This is a genomic window from Aquabacter spiritensis (genome assembly GCF_004346185.1).
Classification (GTDB): Bacteria; Pseudomonadota; Alphaproteobacteria; order Rhizobiales; family Xanthobacteraceae; genus Aquabacter; species Aquabacter spiritensis.
In genome coordinates, this window is record NZ_SMAI01000006.1 from 182396 (window position 1) to 199339 (window position 16944).

A 16944-nucleotide genomic window follows, 5' to 3' on the forward strand; every position below is an offset into this window, starting at 1 on the left:
ACCGCGCCTTCCGCCGCGGCGGAGCCGGCTCCGGCTTTCCCCGCTCGTTTCTTTTATCGGAGCCCCGGCCATGGCGGATGCCGCACCGATCCTGCATCTGATCTCGCCTTTGCCGCAGGTGAGCCCGTTCGACGTGAACATGGCGATCGATGCGGGTTTTGCGCATGTCGCGCCCTATCCCGGGGTGACGCTCGAGGCGGTGCGCGGCCTGACCCAGGACATGATGTTCTCCCGTCCGCCCGCCGCCGCGCGGCGCACCGGCCTGTTCATCGGCGGCAAGGATGCCGGCCTCGCGCTCGATATGGCGGACGCGGCCCGCGCGGCGCTGCTCCCGCCGTTCGAGATTTCCATCTTCCCGGACCCTTCGGGCGCCTTCACGACGGCGGCGGCGATGATCGCGCTCGTCGAGCGGGCGGCCGGCGGGCTGGTCGGGGCCGAGATCCAGGTGTTCGGCGCGACCGGCGTGGTCGGCGGGATGGCGGGCGTCGTCGCGGCCATGGCGGGCGGGCGCGTGACCCTCGTCAGCCATCGCGATCTCGCCGCGGTCACGGGCAAAGCGGCGGATTTTTCGCACCGCTTCGGCGTGTCCCTCGCCTGCGCCGCCGCGCCGGACGCCGCGGCCAAGGCCACGCTCCTGCCGCGGGCGGAGATTTTGCTTTGCGCCGGAGCCGCGGGGGTCGAAATTCTCTCGCAGGCGCAGCTTTCTGCGGCGGGACGGCTTAAAGTGGCGGCGGACGTCAATGCCGTACCTCCCGCCGGGATTGCCGGCCTTGATCCACATGCGCGCGCGGCGCCCCTGCCGCACGGCGTGGGGATCGGCGCGCTTGCAATCGGCGCGCTGAAGTCCCGGCTTCAGCACGCTCTGTTGACGCGCATGCGCGTCGGGGAGACCGCGACCTTCCTCGGGATCGAGGCGGTCTTCGCATGTGCCCGCGAACTGGTGGAGTAACGCCGTGGACCTTGCCGTGATCGCCCTTTCCGCCCGCCCGCTCGCCGCCAGCGCGGCGCGCGCCGGGCTGGCCGTGCTCTCGCTCGATCTGTTCGCGGATCTCGACACCTGCGCCCATGCGGCACGCTGTGTGCGCGTGCACAAGAAGAACGGCTACGCCTTCGACGGCGACGACCTGATCCAGGCGCTCGCCTCGCTGTCGCCGCCCGGCCTGCCCGTCGTCCTCGGCGGCGGGTTCGAGCACGACACGGCGCTGATGAGCCGGGTCGGGGTTCGCAATCCCATCCTCGGCAACATGGCGGAGACGGTGCGGGTGGTGAAGGATCCGCTCGCCCTCGCCGCGCTGTGCGGCCATCTGCGCATCCCCTTCCCCGAAGTCACGCTCGACGCGCCGTCCGGCGCGCTCTCCGGCGCGGCCCTGCTGGAGCGGCGCATCGGCGGATGGGGCGGCCAGCATATCCGCCGCCGCGCGCCGGACGAAACGGGCCCCCCCCAAGAGGGCCATTATCTCCAGCGCGAGGTCGCGGGCGTGCCTTATTCGCTGCTTCTGCTTTCGAACGGCCGCGAAGTGCGGGTGGTCGGCGCCAGCCGGCAATGGACCGACCCCTCGGACGACCAGCCGTTCCGCTTCGGCGGCGTGGCGGGGCCGGTGGCGCTGCCGCACGGCCATGGGGCGGAAATCCTCGCCGCCGCCACCAAGATCGCGACCGTGTGCGGCCTGGTGGGCCTGGTCTCGTTCGACCTCCTGCTCGCGCCGGAGGCCTGGTGGCTGCTGGAGGTCAATCCGCGCCCCGGCGCCAGCCTCGAAATCTTCGATGTCGACCCGATGCCGCCGCTTCTCGCGCTGCACCTCGCCGCGTGCGGCGGCAAGCTGCCGCCGTCCCTGCCGGCGCCGCGCGACGTATCGGCGGCCGCCATCCTTTATGCCGACCGCCAGATCATCGTGCCGCAGGGGGAATGGCCGGCGGAGGCCAAGGACAGGACTGCGCCGGGCGCGGTGATCCCACAGGGCGCGCCGGTGTGCACCATTCATGCCCGCGGGCCGAGCGTCGATGCCGCCCGCGCCAAACTGGCTGCAGGCCTGGACGCGATGCGCCGCCATCTCGGCCTGCCGGAGACCGGCACGCCGCAATGAGGCACCCGTCGCGCCCCCTTTGCGCCGGTGCGTCGGTGCGTCCGTGAGCCCGGGTTTCGCCGCGCGCACCGCGCCTTTGGTCGCGGCGCTGGTCGCCGATGCCGCGCCGCTGCGCCTCGGCGTCGCGCAGGGGCAGCTCGGCGCGCGGATCGTCGATGGCGGGATCGAAGCGCGCGGCTCGCTCGAGGCGGGACGCCGCATCGCCGAGATCTGCATGGGCGGGATCGGCCAGGTGCGGTTCCAGGCCTCCGACCGCTTCGCGCCCTTCACCACCCTGGTGGAGGTCGGCGCGAGCGATCCCGTCCGCGCCTGCCTCGCCAGCCAATATGCCGGCTGGAAGCTCGCCTCCGGCGGCTTTTTCGCGCTCGGCTCGGGACCGGCCCGCGCCCTCGCCGCGTGCGAACCGCTGTTCGCCGAACTCGGCATAAGCGAAACCGGCGGGGACCCGGTGCTGGTCCTGGAGACGTCCGCGGTGCCGCCCGAGGCGGTGGTCGCGGAGATCGCGGCCGCCTGCGCGGCCGATCCGGCGCGCGTCACCCTGATCCTCACGCCGACCGCGAGCCTCGCCGGCACGGTGCAGATCGTCGCCCGCATTCTGGAGGTCGCCCTCCACAAGGCGCATGCGCTCGGCTTTCCCTTGAGCGACATCTGGGACGGCCGGGGCAGCGCGCCGGTGCCGCCGCCGATCCCGGACTTCATCGCCGCCATGGGACGCACCAACGATGCCTGCCTCTATGGCGGCGAGGTGCAGCTTTATGTCGGCGGCCCGGCCGCGGCCGCGCGCGACCTCGCCGAAGCCCTCCCCAGTTGCGCGTCGCGCGACCACGGCCGGCCCTTCGCGGAGATCTTCGCCGCCTGCGACTGCGACTTCTACCGCATCGATCCGCTGCTCTTCTCGCCCGCGCGGGTCACCGTGACGGCGATCGAGCACGGTGCGAGCTTCTCGGCCGGCGCCCTCGATCCGCATCTCGTCGCCCGCTCGTTCGGCGGCTGAGCTTGGCCGCGCGCATCGCCATCTTCGCGGAGGCCGCCGACTGGCATGTCGGCCGGCTGGCCGCTGCTCTGGGCCGCCGGGGCTGCGCGGTGCACGTCCTGTCGCTCAAAACCTGCGGGTTCGCCGTGGGCGCCGCGCCCCACGGCCTCTGCCTGCCCGGTTTCGTGCACGAATTGCCCGACGCCGCCTTCGTCCGCATCCTGCCGAACGGCACGACCGAGCAGATCACCCTGCGCCTCGGCGTGTTGCACGCGCTGCGGGAGGCCGGGGTGCGGGTGGTGAATGATGCGCGGGCGATCGAGCGCTGCGTCGACAAGAGCATGACCTCCTTCCTGATCACCCGTGCCGGCCTGCCGACCCCGCGCACCCTCGTCCTGGAAGCGGCCGAAGCGGCGCAAGGCGCGCTCGATGCCGCGCCGGGCGACATGGTGCTGAAGCCGCTGTTCGGCGCCCAGGGGCGCGGCCTGAAGCGCCTTGCGCCGGGGGCACGGGTTCCGCCCCCGGAGGAGGTGGCGGGCGTCTATTATCTCCAGGATTTCGTCCCGCCGGCCGGAGCGGGGCATGGCGACTTCCGCGTTTTCGTCATCGGCGGGCACGCCGTGGCGGCCATGCGGCGCGAGGCGGAAGGCTGGATCACCAATATCCACCAGGGCGCGCAGGGCGTCGCAATCGACCCGGAGGGCGACCTCGCCGCGCTGGCGGTGGCGGCCGCCGAAGCCGTCGGTGCGGATGTGGCGGGGGTGGACCTGATCCGCGGCGCGGACGGCGCGCTGCAGATCCTGGAGGTCAATTCGATGCCGGCCTGGAGCGGGTTGCATGCCGCCACCGGCCGGGACATGGCCGAGCCGATCGCCGCGCTGCTCGCAGGCACGGCGGCATGATCGGCGCGGCCGATGCCGCCCGCCTGTTCGAGGCGGCCTGCCGCGCCGAACTCGACGCGCTGAAGCCGGGCAATGTCCATGTCCATGCGCCGGGCCACGGCATGGAGGTCGCGCATTTCGAGCGCGCGGCGGCGGCCGCCGCCGGACCGCTCTGCGATCCCGCAAAGGATGTCGGGGCGCGCATCGAGGCCGCGACCCTGGCCTCGCTCGCCGCCGCCGGCTGCAACGCCAATCTCGGCATCGTTCTGCTCGCCGCGCCGCTGCTCGCCGCCGCCCAGACGGAAGGCGGGGATCTGCACGTGCGCCTCGCCGCGCTCCTCGACGGCCTCGGCATTGCGGAGGCCGCGGCCGTGTTCCGCGCCATCGCCGCCGCCAATCCCGGCGGGCTCGGGACCGCGCGGGAGGCGGACGTGCGGGCGCCGGCGCGCATGGGCCTGAAGGCCGCCATGGCGCTCGCCGCCGACCGCGACCGGGTCGCGCTGCAATATGCGTGCGCCTTCACCGACGTCTTCGCGCGCGGCGTGCCCGTCGCGCAGCGGGAGCAAGCGGCGGGGCGCGCTCCGGCGCAGGAGGTCTATCTCGCCTTTCTGCGCGCCTTTCCCGACAGCCATGTCGCGCGCAAGCACGGACCGGCGGTCGCGCTGGCGTTGCGGGAGGAGGCCGAAGCGGTGTGCGTCGAAGCCGAGCACCTCCCGCCGGCGGCACGCCATGCGCGTCTCCTCGCATTCGACGCCGCCCTCAAGGCGCGCGGCCTCAATCCCGGCACGAGCGCGGATCTCACCGTCGCGAGCCTGCTTGCCGCCGCGCTGCTGGCGTCCGGCGCGTGAGGCCGACCGGTTCAGAGAAAGGGCGCGAGATCCGCCGCGCCGAGGGTCCCGTCGTGCAGCGCGCTGGCCACCAGCACCCCGGCGAGGCCGGCTTGCGCCAGCACCGTAAGATCGTCGCGGCCACGCACGCCCCCCGCCGCGAAGATCCTGGAGCCCGGCGCGCGGTCGGCGAGCGCGGCGAGATGGTCGAGGTCCGGCCCCGCACCCGAACCCACGCGGGCCAGCGTCATGGCGATCACCCGCTCCGGCCAGAGCGCGGGATCCTCGTGCACCTCTTCCGGCCCGAGCGGCCCGTCCGCGCCGCGATCGAGCGAGAGGACGAAATCGCTGCCCGACAGGGCGGACAGCGCGGCCCAGCCGACAAGCGATTCGCTGCCGACCACCGGCGTCCCCTGCCCCGCCGCGCGGCGCCGCGCGAGCGCAACCGGATCGCTCTCGCCGGCATCCACCCACACCGCGAGGCCGGGAAAGCGCAGGCGGAGATCGGCGATGGCGGCCCCATGGCCCGGCCGGCCGGCGATCGCGTCGAGATCGGCGATATAGAGCGTGCGGAACGGTGCGAGGGCCAGCAGGGCCGCGACCAGCGCCGCCGGATCGGCCCCATCGGCGAGGCGCGAGACGACCGGACGATAGAGATGCCGCGCGCCGCGCCGGGCATGCACCACCTGCCCTCCCAGAAGATCGAGGACCGGGATAACCTGCATGGATGGCCACCGAGGAAAGAAACGCGATGCGCGTGTTCGTGTGCGAGTTCCTGACATCCGGCGGCGGCGCCGGCAAGCCTCTGCCGGAGGCGCTGCTGCCGGAAGGCACGCTGATGCGCGACGCGATGGTGGCCGATCTCGAACAATTGCCCGGCGTCACCGTCGCTTTGTGCCATGATGACCGGCTTGCGCCACCGACGCGCGAGAGCCGCCCGATCGCGCAGGACGCAGATCCCTGGGCGGTCTGGGCGGACCTGTGCGCCACCGCGCAGGTGGTGTGGCCGCTCGCCCCCGAGACCGACGGCCTCCTCGCCCGCTTGATCGCGCTGGCGCGCGCGAGCGGCGCGCGGGTGATCGGTTCGCACCCCGACGCGATCGCGATCGCTTCGAGCAAATCGCGCACCGCGGCGCGGCTGGCGGCGGCCGGCCTTCCCGTCATCCCGACCTTTCCCGCCGGCGCGGGACCCCTCTTCGACGGCCCGTGCGTCACCAAGCCGGACGACGGCGCGGGCGCCGTGGACACGCGGATCTGGCCGGCCGGATCGCTGCCGCCGGCCCGCCCCGGCTTCGTGGTCCAACCCTTCGTCGCGGGCGCGCCGGCGAGCCTCACCGTGCTGTGCCGGCCGGACGGCGTCACGCTTCTGTGCGCCAACCGCCAGCATCTGCGCGAAGCGGAGGGCCGCCTCAGCTTGACGGGGCTCACGGTGGGTGGGATCGCGGACCCGGACGGTGCGCTCGCGCGGCTCGCCGCATCGGTCGCCGCCGCCTGCCCCGGTTTGTCGGGGATCGTCGGCATCGATCTGATCTTGACGCCGGAGGGTCCGATCGTGGTCGAGATCAATCCCCGGGTGACCACGGCTTATGCCGGGCTGCACCGCGCGCTCGGCGTCAATCCGGCGGCTTTCCTTCCCGAACTGATCCGCGCGGGCGTGCCGCCCGCGGTGCCGCATCTGCCGCGCGCGGTGCCGGTCGAGATCAGCGTGCGATGAGCGCCGTCGCGGCGCTCGGCTGGGACGTCGGCGGCGCCCATCTCAAACGTGCCGCCTTCGCCGCGGACGGCCGTTTGCTGCGCACCGACATCGCGCCCTGCGCGCTCTGGCGCGGGCTCGACGAATTGCGTGCCGCCTTCGACGCGCTGGGCACGCCAGACGTGCCGAGCGCCGCCACCATGACCGGGGAACTGGTCGATCTGTGGCCGGACCGCGCGACCGGCGTCGCCGCGCTGGCGGCGGCGCTGGCGGACCGGCTCGGCCCGGATCTCGCGCTTTATGCCGGGCCGGACGGCTTCGTCGCGCCGTCCGCCGCCGGGCGCCATGCCGCGCGCATCGCCTCCGCCAATTGGCACGCCACCGCCGCCGCTCTGGCGCGCGCCGTGCCGGAGGGCATTCTGATCGATATCGGCTCGACCACCACCGACATCGTGCCGCTCGCCGGCGGGCAGGTCGCCGCACGGGGGTTTTCCGATGCGGAGCGGCTCGACGCCGGAGAACTGGTCTATTCCGGCATCGCCCGCACGCCGGTCATGGCGCTGGCGCGATGCCTGCCGTTCGACGGCCGGATGGTGCCGCTCATGGCCGAGCATTTCGCCACCACCGCCGACATCCACCGGCTCACCGGCGACCTGCCGGACGGCGCCGATCTGCATCCGGCCGCCGATGGGGGCGCGAAAACCAGCGCGGCCAGTGCGCGGCGGCTGCTGCGGATGGTCGGACGCGATCTCGCCGCCGCCGATACCAATGCCGCCGCGCTTCGCCCCGCGCGCGCACTCGCTTTTGCCGCCGCTGCCGAGCAGATGCACATGCTGGCGCGCGCGCTCGCGCAGATCATCTCGGCCGGCGCCGTCGGACCGGAGGCCGCGATCCTCGGCGCGGGCGTGGGCGCGGGCCTAGCGACGCGGCTGGCGGTCCGGGCCGAGCGGCGCTATCTGGATGCCGGGGCGCTTCTGAGCGAAGATGCTGCGCTGTCCGCCGGCGCCGCGGCCTGCGCCCCGGCCGTGGCGGTCGGCCGGCTCGCGCACGCTGCCGGACTGTTTTCCCGCCCCGAACCGAGGCTCGACGCGATCCCATGACCGACCCGACAGATCCCGCAGCCCTCGCGACGGCCGAAACCGAAGCGCGCGCCGCCGCAGCGCCGCAGCGCACCGACCGGCTTTTCCTGCGCGGCCTGCCTTTCTTCGCGCGCCATGGCGTGAAGGAGGCCGAGCGCGATCTCGGCCAACGCTTCGTGGTCGATGCCGAATGGTGGATCGACACCCGCCCGGCCGCCTGGGCCGACGATGTCGCGCTCACCGTCTCCTACCAGGACGTCTACGACCATGTCCGCGCGGTGATGGAGGACGACACGGTCCATCTCATCGAGACCCTGGCGGAACGGATCGCAACCCGCCTGCTGGATCATTTTCCGCAGATCGATCAGGTGCGGATCGTGGTGCACAAGCCGGCGGCACCGATCACCGGCCTGTTCTGCGATGTCGGCGTGGACATCCTGCGCCGCCGCTGATCCGGGCACGGCCCACCTCGACGGCTCCGCCGGCATGCGCCATAAAGCGCCGGACCCGGCAAGAGGAGACCCAAGGTGAGCGTGACCCTTCAGGCCTATCTGCGCGATTTCGCGGGCGACGACGCGCAGAAGCAGGCGGTGGCCGCCGCCGTCGCGCGCATCGCGCAAGCCGGCGTGGCGATCGCCGATCTGGTGGCGCAAGGTCCCCTCGCCGACCATTTCGCCAAAGTGCGCGGCGCCGATCCCAATGCCGGCGGGGACACCCAGAAGGAATTGGACGTGATCGCCGAAGAGGCGATCATCGCCGAGCTGAAACAAGCGCCCGTGGCCTTCCTCGGCTCGGAAGAGAGCGAGACGCCGATCCCGCTGAACGCGGCCGGCACGCTGGTGGTCGCGGTCGATCCGCTCGACGGCTCCTCGAACATCGACACCAATGTCTCGGTCGGCACGATCTATTCGATCCTGCCCTACGAGGCCGCGCGCTTTCCAGATCCGGCCGACGCGCTGATGCAGAAGGGCGCCGCCCAGCTCGCCGCCGGATTTCTGGTCTATGGCCCGTCCACCGTTCTCGTCTCGACGCTGGGCGCGGGAACCCAGGTGTTCGCGCTCGACCGTGCGAGCGGCGACTTCCTGCTCGCCGTGGCCGCCGTCGAGATCCCGGCGGAGACGAAGGAATACGGCGTCAACCAGTCCAACATGCGCCATTGGGACACGCCGATGCGCGCTTATATCGACGATTGCCTCGCCGGCAAGGACGGGCCGCGCGGCAAGGATTTCAACATGCGCTGGGTCGGCTCCATGGTCGCCGACGCGTTCCGCATCTTCACCCGTGGCGGCGTCTATCTCTATACCGGCGACAAGCGGAAGGGCTATGCGGCGGGCCGGCTGCGGCTGATCTACGAGGCCAACCCCGTCGCCTTCGTCACCGAACAGGCCAAGGGCGCCGCCACCGACGGGACCACCCGCATCCTCGACATCCAGCCCGAGAAGCTGCACCAGCGCATCCCCCTGGTGTTCGGCTCGCGCGACGAGGTGGCGAAGATCGCGTCCTATTATTGAGACCGGCCGCCGCGATCCTATATCGGGCCTGTCCCCGGAGCTGACACGATGACCACGCCGCTGATCGCGCCTTCCATCCTGGCCTCGGACTTCTCCCGCCTCGGCGAGGAGGTGCGCGACGTCGCGGCGGCGGGGGCGGACTATATCCATCTCGACGTCATGGACGGGCATTTCGTGCCCAACATCACCTTCGGCCCGGACGTGATCCGCGCGCTCCGCCGCCACAGCGACAAGGTGTTCGACACCCATCTGATGATCGCGCCGGTCGAGCCCTATCTCGAAGCCTTCGCGGCGGCGGGGTCGGACATCATCACGGTCCAGGTCGAGGCGACCGACCATCTCGACCGCTGCCTGCAGGTGATCCGCGGGCTGGGCAAGAAGGCCGGCGTGGCGCTCAACCCGGCGACGCATGAGAGCTGCCTCGACTATGTCCTCGACAAGGTCGACCTGATCTGTGTGATGAGCGTCAATCCCGGCTTCGGCGGTCAGGCCTTCATCCCCGAAATCCTGCCCAAGATCAGCCGGATCCGCGACATGGTGCGGGGCCGCGACATCCGCATCGAGGTGGATGGCGGGGTCAATCCGCAGACCGGCGCGCTGTGCGCGAAGGCCGGCGCGGACGTGCTTGTGGCCGGCTCGGCGGTGTTCAAGGGCGGCATCGAGGGCTATCGCGCCAACATTTCCGCGATCCGGGCGGCGGCGGCGGGCGCGATCGGCCTCGTCGCCTGAGGCGGCTTGACGGCGGATAAAAAAGAACGTCCGATTGTTTCGTCAGGCCGCGCAGACGGCCGCGAAAGGAACGCCGATGCCCGCCCCCGCGTTCGTGTCCCCGCCCACCGGATCCGCGCCCTATGCGGCCGCGGTCCGCGCCTTCCGCTGGAATATCCCGGCGCGCTTCAACATGGGCGTCGCCTGCACCGACGCGCAGGCCGACGGGCGGAACCGGCCGGCTTTGATCTTCGTCGAAGAGGACGGCGCGATCGCGCAGATCTCCTTCGACGCGCTCGCGCGCTCGACCAACCGCTTCGCCAACGTGCTCACCGCCGCCGGGCTGGTGCGGGGCGACCGCGTGGCGGTCTTCCTGCCGCAGGCGCCCGAAACCGCGATCGCCCATCTCGCCGCCTTCAAGGCCGGCCTGATCTCCGTGCCGCTCTTCACACTGTTCGGCGACGAAGCGCTGGAATACCGCCTCGCGGCCTCGGGCGCGAAGGTGCTGGTGACGGACCTTGCCGGTCTCGCCAAGCTCGAACGGGTGCGGGACGCGCTGCCCGACCTCGCCCATGTCTTCGTCACCGGCCCCGACAGCGGCGGCGCGCGCGGCTTCGACGCGGCGCTGGACCGCGCCTCCGACCGTTTCGCGCCGGTCGATACCGGGCCGGACGATCCCGCCATCATCATCTTCACGTCGGGCACGACGGGCAATCCGAAGGGCGCCCTGCACGGCCACCGCGTCCTGCTCGGCCACCTGCCCTGCATCACCTTCATCCATGAGGGCATGCCGCAGCCCGGCGACCTGCATTGGACCCCGGCCGACTGGGCCTGGATCGGCGGGCTGTTCGACGTGCTCTTCCCCTCGCTCTATCTCGGCGTGCCGGTGCTCGCCCACCGGGCGCGCAAATTCGATCCCGAGGCGGCGATGGCGCTGATGGCGGACCACAAGGTGCGCAACGTCTTTCTGCCGCCGACCGCTCTCAAGCTGCTGCGTCAGGCCGACGTCCGGCATCCCGGCCTGGTCCTGCGCTCGCTGCTGACCGGCGGCGAGAGCCTCGGCGCGGAACTCGGCGCCTTCGTGCGCGAGCGGCTCGGCGTCGAGGCGCGCGAGATTTACGGCCAGACCGAATGCAACCTCGTGGTCGGGTCGAATTCCAGCTATTTCCCGATCCGCCCCGGCGCCATGGGCAAGCCGATTCCCGGCCACGACGTGCGGGTGGTCGACGCGGCCGGGCGCGAACTGCCCGCCGGGCAGGAGGGCATTGTCGCGGTCCGCACCGGCGACCCGGTCATGATGCTGGAATATTGGCGCAATCCGCAGGCCACCGCGGACAAATATGCCGGCGACTTCCTCCTCACCGGCGACCTCGGACGGCAGGATGAGGACGGCTATCTCTGGTATGTCAGCCGCTCCGACGACGTCATCACCTCGGCCGGCTACCGGATCGGCCCGGGCGAGATCGAGGAATGCATCCTGAAGCATCCTGCCGTCGCCCTGGTCGCGGTGGTGGGCGTGCCCGACGCGCTGCGCACCGAGGCGGTGAAGGCCTGGATCGTGCTGAAGCCCGGCCATGAACCCGGCGAAGCGCTGACCGCCGAGATCCAGAACCATGTGCGCGAACGGCTCTCGGCGCACGAATATCCCCGCCATGTCGCCTTCACCGACGCCTTGCCGATGACCGCGACCGGCAAGATCCTGCGCCGCGAGCTGCGCGCCCGCGGCTGAGCGCGCGTCACCGCGTCGGCGGCGGCGGGGCGATGGTGGTGTCGCGGAATTCGAACATCTTGCGCAGGAAGCCCGGCGCCACCAGCGAGAGCGGATTGACGGTGAGGCGCGGGCCGCTCATCGGGCCGACGATTTCGAATGTGACGCCGAGGAGCCCCTCGTTCGGTCCGCCGCCGAGCAGGAGGCCGATGACCGGCAGCTTGGAGAACAGATTGTTCAGGCCATAGGCCGGCACATAGGTGCCGCGCAGCGCGATCCGCTCCGCCGCGAAGTCCACCGTGCCGTCGACCGTGGCCCCGGCCACCGGGCCGTAAATGGCGCCGTCGCTGATGGTGACGCTGCCGGGCGTGCGGACGAATTTGGTCTGCGCCTTCTGGAAGGCGGCGGTTCCCGGCTCGGCCCGGCCGCTCTGGTCGCGGGCGGCCGAAGCGAGGATGTCGAGGCCGGGCTCGCCGCGCACCACGAAATCCTTGAGATTGACCGAACCCTCCTGGGGCGAGGCGTCGCCGCGCGGCGGATCGAGCGCGACCCACATGTCGCCGCCTTCCATTTTGGCGTAGACGTCGAGGAAGCGCAGGACCGCGCCGGCATCGGACGTCGTCAGAACGAGCGACCGGCGGCCGCTGACGGTGCGGATATCGCCGCTCACGCTGCCCTCGCGGCCCGCCCGGGCGGACAGCGTGAAGCTGCGCATCTCGGTGCCGCGCCGTCCGACCGAGAGGTCGAACTGCCGCAGCACCTCGCCATTATTGCCGGTGAGCGCTCCGATCGTCGCCTCGACGTCGACGTCCTGATTGCGCGGCTTCGGCCCGCCTTTCGGCGGGGTCCCGTTGGCGCTGCCGACGAGGCTCTTCATCACGCCGCGCGCATCCACGACCTCGCCGGTAATGCGCACCTTCAGCACATCCCCCGCGCGGCTGGCGACGAGGCTCGCCCGGTCGCCGTCGCTGAGCTGGAACACCGGGAAATTCGCCGCGATCACGTCGCCGGAATCCGCCACCTCCACCGCGCCGCGAACCAGCGTTCCGGAGCCTTCGAGGAGCAGATCGTTGATTTTCACCGTCTTGCCGGCGTCGGTCGAGGCGAAGCGCGCCTTCAGAGGCCGGCCCGCCGGCTTGGTGAGGCCGGGCACGAGATCGATGATCCGCGCACCGGTGAGGTCCAGCTCGATATTCGCCTTGGTGGCGACATTGTCGGTGGTGCCGACGAGCCGCACCAGGACCGGGCCGGTCACCGCGATGAGATGGATACCGAGCTTGGCGCGCGAGGCATCGTCGAGCGTCGCATTGACCCGGATGCCGGCGTCCGCGACGTCCTTCTTCTTCTCGTATTCGAAGCTCGCCGGCGCCCCCGCGATCCGCCCGTCGCCGCGCAGCAGGATGCCGGCGGGGGTGGCGAAGACCGTCACGGTCGCGCCCTCCAGGCGCTGGCCCGCGAAGATGTTGTCGACGCCGAAATCGGTGAGGCTGGCCTCAACGGAATAATCGGTGTCGGCGGGATCCTGCACCTTGCGGAAATGGATGTTGATCTGCACCAAAGCGGACAGCTTGCCGCGCGTGGTGGAGGGGTCGTAGGCGGTGCCGGTCGGCCCCTTGAATGCCTCCAGGCCGAGGACCTCGATGCCGGCATCGGCGGGACCGGTGATCTTGACCTGAATCTGCGCCTTCGGCTCGCGGGGAAAATAATCGGCCATGAAGAAGGTGCCGCCGGCCATGGTGAGGCGCCGGTTCTGCGCGGTGATCACGACCCCTTCGGGCATGTCTGCCCGCACGCTCCGGCCGGTGACCAGCACCGAGAGCCGCACGTCGCGGATCGGCGGGACGCCCTCCATGGCGGAGACGGTGAATCCGGTGCCGGACAATTCCAGCCGGACCGCATCTTCCGGGAGCGGCACTTCCTTCTGGCCGATCAGCTCCAGCGGCATGTTCACCGCGAGCTTGACCCCTTCCACCGTGCCCCCCGAGACGTTGTCGAGCACATAGTCCCGCGCCGGTGGCGCCACCGAGACCGGCCAGAAGCGGCGCACGGTGGAAGCCGGCATGCGCCCGCCATTGGCGTCGAGCATGAGGGTCGGGAGCGCGATGGCGAAGTCGACCAGCCCGGTGAAAGTGAGGCCTCCGGCGGTGGCGCTGGACAGCATGCCCTGGTCGAAGGTGAGCTGCTTGCGCCCGGGGAGATAGCGGCCCTTGATGTCGACCTTGTCGATGACCAAGGCCGGATCGGGCATTTCCGGTCCCGCCAGCACCACCTTCTGCTGCCACAGGCCGTAGGTCCATTCGTAGGCGACGCTCGCGGGAATCGCGATCTCGCCCGCCAATGCGACGATGTTCTCGTTCTTCGCCGCCGACAACGGATCGATGAGGATGACGCGGCGCGCCGGATCGAGCGTGAGACCGACGCGCATGTAATCGAGCACGAAGCGTTCGAGGACGTCCTCACCATTGCCGATCTGGCCGGCGCCGAAATTCACGTCGGCCTTGGCCGCCAGCACCCGCCCGTCGAACGAGAGCCGCCCGCGCAGCGAGGCATTGAGTGGCATGTCGGTGTAGAAGCGCCGCCAATCCTGGGAGAAGGCCGCGACCAGATCCTGGGTCGCGACATCCTTGAGCGCCAGATCGACGGTGCGTTCGCGGTCCCGGAGCGGCCCGATGCTGACGATCAGCCGCGCCGTGCTGCTCGGCCCCTCGGAGGCGAAGCTGACCACCGCCCCGCCCTGCGCGGGGCGCGACAGGCCGATGGTGATGTTCTGGAAGGTGACGCTGCGGCCGCTCGATTCGTTCTCGACCTTGAGCGTGCCGTCCCGCAGCCCGATATCCTGGATCGCACCGCCGTCGAAGGCGCCGCGATCGAGATCGTTGAGCCAGGTCGCGAGCGCGCGCTGAACCAGGGGATCGGAGCCCGCGGGCACGCCCTGCGCCGCGCCGCCGGGCTCCGTGGTCGGCGGCAAGGTGTCGGCGGGCGGCGGCGCGCTGGACGTGAGCGGCTTTGCGCCCTTGCCGGTGGCGACCGCGATCACGCCTGACGCGGCGATCTTCACCGTCATTTCGGCGCCGATGAGGTCGATGCGGCGCGCTTTGGGCGAGAGGGTGAGCAGGCTGCCGTCGAGTTCCACCTCGGCGCTGGGCGCCGCCGCGATCAGTTCGTCCGCGGGGCCGAGCACCCTGATGTCGTGGACGATCACGGCGGTGGCGCCATGGCTCATGGTCTCGACCGAGGTCGAGCCGATGATGACGTCATATTTGCCGCCGAGGCGTTCCTCGATGGCGCGCTCGATATAGGGAGTGGCGAGATTGGCGGTGAGGATTCCGGCCGAGATCAGCCCATAAAGGGAGACGGCGGCGGCGCCCGCCAATGCGACGATCGACACCAGGACCCAGACGAGGACTCTCGCGAGGCGGCCGCGCGGAACCAGCGCCCCGGCAAGTCCCCGAAGGCGGCCTCTGCGGACATGGCGCTGGCCCGGCTTGAGCTCAGCCGTCTCATCCCTCATCCTACCTGTGCCCTCCGGCCTCGACTGCGCCCCCGCGCCGGCTTCCCAAGCGGAGCAGACTGTACCATCCCCACCCCCGACCGGGTCTCCTTCGCGGCAAACGCGGGAGCCCCGAAAATGATCGACGGTGCGAACCCATCCAACTGCCCGATCCGCCCCTATTCAAGGGCGGTCGGCCATATCCGGCCCTCAACCCCCGCTAAAATCGCCCGCACGCGATCGAAGCGGTCTCAACCAAGCAATTTTCGCGTCCCCACGGTGCGATTCCGTGGGGCCATTGGGGCTCTAGGACGAAGACACGTCGAAAGGAAGGCAAATGGCTCAGTTACCCACGCCCGGGAGCAAGGCACCGGATTTCCGCCTGAAGCGCGACGGGGGCGGCGACGTGTCGCTCGCCGATTTCGCCGGGCGCAAGCTGGTCCTGTATTTCTATCCCAAGGCGAACACCGAGGGCTGCACCAAGGAGGCGATCGCGTTCAACGGCCTGCGCGCCGAATTCGCGGCGGCCGGCACGGCCCTGCTCGGCGTCTCGGCCGATCCGGTCGCCGCGTTGGACCGCTTCAAGACCAAGCAGGGTCTGGATTTCCCGCTCGCGACCGACGAGGGCAAGGCGATGCTGGAAGCCTATGGCGTGTGGGTCGAGAAGAGCATGTATGGCAAGACCTATATGGGCATCCAGCGCGCCACCCTGCTTATCGACGCGACCGGCACGGTGGCCCAATCCTGGCCGAATGTGAAGGTGGCCGGGCATGCCGAGGACGTGCTGGCGGCCGCGCGGGCGCTTTAGGATCGGAGCCTCGGGCGGCCGGACGCGCGCCGGTCAGCCCGGCGCCAGCGCGATCGGCCGCCCCTCGACCGATGAGGCGAGGATCGCGTCGATCAGCGCCTGGACGGCGAGCGCCGAGCGACCGCTCGCCTGCGGGGCGCGCCCGGTCTCGACGGCATCGAGAAAGTCCGCAATCAGCGCCCGGTGCGCCGCGTGGGAGAAGGCCATCGGATCGGCCCCGCCGCCGCCGCCCTGGGCGCCGTCGACATGGATGTGCCGTCCGTCCTTCCAATAGATGTCGAGGGCATCGGCGGCGATGACGACCGTCGCCGTCTCGCAGGCGAGGTCGATGCGCTCGGGAAAGCCGGGATAAGCGACGGTGGTCGCGTCGATCGTGCCGATCGCGCCGTTGGCGAATTGAACCGCAGCGGCGGCGATGTCCTCGGTGTCGATGGCCCGCAGCGGCGATGTCCCCGTTATGGCGGCGACGCGGGCCACGGGTCCGGTCAGACTGAGGAACAGATCGAGCGTGTGGATGGCCTGGGTCAGCAGGACGCCGCCGCCGTCGCGGGCGCGCGTCCCCCGGCCGGGCTGGGCGTAATAGTCCGGCGGGCGCCACCAGCGGATCGAAGCGGAAGCCGAAATCAGCGCGCCGAACGCCCCCGTTTCCAGCATCTGGGCGACCTTCAGAGAGGTCGGGCGGAACCGATGCTGGAGCATGATTGCGAACCGGCGGTCCGCCGCCTCCATCGCCGCGACGGCCCGCACCGACCGCGCGAGGTCGACCTCGACCGGTTTTTCCAGCAGCACGTGCTTGCCCGCCGCCGCGCAGCGTTCGACGAGGTCGAGATGGGTGCGCGGCGGGGTCAAGAGGAGCATCAGGCCGATCGTCGGGTCGGAGAGGATGGCGTCGAGATCGCCGGTGACCGGAAGATCGGGATTGGCCGCCGCGAACGCCGCCCGGCGCCCCGCGCTCGGCGCGTAGCAGGCCGCGATGTCGACACGGTCGGCGAGGTCGCGCAGGCTGGCGAGATGCGGCGCATGGGCCATTCCCAGGCCGACGATGGCGATGCGGTGCATGAGGGCTCCCGGTTGTGACAGGCGGCGACCGACAATGATCCGGTCGACGGCATAGCCGGAACCAGGAGACCAAGCGAGACGGCACGGGGCGGCCGCCCCTGCCCGCGCGCCGGATTTCGGCAT

At 71.1% G+C, this 16944-nt stretch carries 15 protein-coding genes; 12 read left to right on the forward strand and 3 right to left on the reverse strand.

The genetic code is table 11. The features are described from left to right. Positions 1-70: 70 nt before the first annotated feature. The 5 genes from EDC64_RS11700 to EDC64_RS11720 are packed head-to-tail and all read left to right on the forward strand — an operon-like array spanning position 71 to position 4786. Positions 71-949, forward strand: coding sequence for an NAD(P)-dependent methylenetetrahydromethanopterin dehydrogenase (locus EDC64_RS11700; RefSeq protein WP_132031481.1), 879 nt, complete (start codon positions 71-73; stop codon positions 947-949). Positions 950-953: 4 nt separating this feature from the next. Further along, positions 954-2084, forward strand: a complete 1131-nt coding sequence (locus EDC64_RS11705; RefSeq protein ID WP_132031482.1) for an ATP-grasp domain-containing protein — start codon at positions 954-956, stop codon at positions 2082-2084. Positions 2085-2103: 19 nt separating this feature from the next. Continuing rightward, positions 2104-3078, forward strand: a complete 975-nt coding sequence (gene mch / locus EDC64_RS11710; RefSeq protein ID WP_420808955.1) for a methenyltetrahydromethanopterin cyclohydrolase — start codon at positions 2104-2106, stop codon at positions 3076-3078. Between the two features lie 2 nt (positions 3079-3080). Further along, entirely contained in the window at positions 3081-3959 is an 879-nt protein-coding gene (locus EDC64_RS11715; RefSeq protein ID WP_132031484.1) for an ATP-grasp domain-containing protein, read from the forward strand. Beyond that, positions 3956-4786, forward strand: a complete 831-nt coding sequence (locus tag EDC64_RS11720) for a triphosphoribosyl-dephospho-CoA synthase (RefSeq protein ID WP_132031485.1) — start codon at positions 3956-3958, stop codon at positions 4784-4786. The genes EDC64_RS11715 and EDC64_RS11720 overlap by 4 nt, the downstream gene beginning before the upstream one ends. Positions 4787-4797: 11 nt before the next feature. On the opposite strand, the gene EDC64_RS11725 is transcribed toward EDC64_RS11720, so the two are convergent. Further along, a complete protein-coding gene (locus EDC64_RS11725; protein WP_132031486.1) occupies positions 4798-5490 on the reverse strand; it encodes a HisA/HisF-related TIM barrel protein in 693 nt (230 codons plus the stop codon). A 26-nt stretch (positions 5491-5516) separates the two neighbouring features. On the opposite strand from EDC64_RS11725, the gene EDC64_RS11730 reads away from it, so the two are divergent. The 6 genes from EDC64_RS11730 to EDC64_RS11755 all read left to right on the forward strand — a co-directional run bounded on the left by EDC64_RS11730 (position 5517) and on the right by EDC64_RS11755 (position 11485). Next, complete coding sequence (locus EDC64_RS11730; protein WP_132031487.1) at positions 5517-6479, forward strand: ATP-grasp domain-containing protein; 963 nt, start codon at positions 5517-5519, stop codon at positions 6477-6479. After that, complete coding sequence (locus EDC64_RS11735) at positions 6476-7558, forward strand: hydantoinase/oxoprolinase family protein (protein ID WP_132031488.1); 1083 nt, start codon at positions 6476-6478, stop codon at positions 7556-7558. The genes EDC64_RS11730 and EDC64_RS11735 overlap by 4 nt, the downstream gene beginning before the upstream one ends. Next, entirely contained in the window at positions 7555-7989 is a 435-nt protein-coding gene (gene folB / locus EDC64_RS11740) for a dihydroneopterin aldolase (protein ID WP_132031489.1), read from the forward strand. Before EDC64_RS11735 ends, folB begins: the two co-directional genes overlap by 4 nt. A gap of 75 nt (positions 7990-8064) precedes the next feature. Then, positions 8065-9048, forward strand: a complete 984-nt coding sequence (locus tag EDC64_RS11745; protein WP_132031490.1) for a class 1 fructose-bisphosphatase — start codon at positions 8065-8067, stop codon at positions 9046-9048. A gap of 48 nt (positions 9049-9096) precedes the next feature. Then, entirely contained in the window at positions 9097-9777 is a 681-nt protein-coding gene (gene rpe / locus EDC64_RS11750) for a ribulose-phosphate 3-epimerase (protein WP_132031491.1), read from the forward strand. A 76-nt stretch (positions 9778-9853) separates the two neighbouring features. Continuing rightward, positions 9854-11485 (forward strand): acyl-CoA synthetase, encoded by a 1632-nt coding sequence (locus tag EDC64_RS11755; protein ID WP_132031492.1) that lies wholly within the window; start codon positions 9854-9856, stop codon positions 11483-11485. A 7-nt stretch (positions 11486-11492) separates the two neighbouring features. On the opposite strand, the gene EDC64_RS11760 is transcribed toward EDC64_RS11755, so the two are convergent. Further along, entirely contained in the window at positions 11493-14975 is a 3483-nt protein-coding gene (locus EDC64_RS11760; protein ID WP_132031493.1) for a YhdP family protein, read from the reverse strand. A gap of 316 nt (positions 14976-15291) precedes the next feature. On the opposite strand from EDC64_RS11760, the gene EDC64_RS11765 reads away from it, so the two are divergent. Continuing rightward, positions 15292-15762, forward strand: a complete 471-nt coding sequence (locus EDC64_RS11765; RefSeq protein ID WP_132031494.1) for a peroxiredoxin — start codon at positions 15292-15294, stop codon at positions 15760-15762. A gap of 33 nt (positions 15763-15795) precedes the next feature. Here EDC64_RS11765 and EDC64_RS11770 read toward each other — a convergent pair whose 3' ends face one another. Then, the gene (locus EDC64_RS11770) at positions 15796-16821 is read right to left on the reverse strand and encodes a Gfo/Idh/MocA family protein (protein WP_132031495.1); all 1026 of its coding nucleotides are present in this window, start codon (positions 16819-16821) and stop codon (positions 15796-15798) included. Positions 16822-16944: the final 123 nt, after the last annotated feature.